Raw genomic sequence first — 555 nt, 5'->3', positions numbered from 1 at the left:
CTCGCCGGGCCCGCCGCGGCCGAACTCGTCGAAGCGCTCGCCCAGTTCGGCGGCGTGGCGGGGGCCGGGGTCGTCGCGGGCTCGCTGCGCGGCGTACGGCGGGGTGGCGAGCTGGCCCGTGCCCGGACCTGCTACGACCACCTGGCGGGGGCGCTGGGCGTCACCGTCACCGAGGCGATGACGGCTCGGGGCCTGCTGGACGACCGGCACGGGCTCGCCCTCACCGCCGCCGGCGCGCACTGGCTGGCGGCCGTGGGCGTCACCGTCGGCCCCGGCCGACGCGCCGCCGTCCGGGCCTGCCTGGACTTCACCGAACGCCGCCCCCACCTGGCCGGCGCGGTCGGCGCCGCGCTTTGCGCGCACGCGCTGGCGGAAGGGTGGGTCGAGCGACGGCCGGACAGCCGGGCGGTGCGGGTGACGGCGGCGGGGGAGCGGGCGTTGGGGGAACTGCTGGGCGTGCGGTGGGGAGGGGCCGCGAGCTGACTTGACGGTGGGCCCGCGACGCTGCGTGAGTGCGGTTGCCGGGGCGGTGCCGGTTGTCGGGGCGGGGGAGAG

1 pseudogene is annotated in these 555 nt (G+C 79.6%); it reads left to right on the top strand.

Features of this window, described 5'->3' with window-relative positions:
- A pseudogene (locus AMK19_RS05470) lies at positions 1-483 on the top strand (transcriptional regulator); the annotation flags it as partial.
- Positions 484-555: the final 72 nt, after the last annotated feature.

This window comes from Kitasatospora sp. CB01950 (assembly GCF_001905465.1).
Classification (GTDB): Bacteria; Actinomycetota; Actinomycetes; order Streptomycetales; family Streptomycetaceae; genus Kitasatospora.
This window is presented reverse-complemented; position numbering and strand designations above follow the sequence as displayed.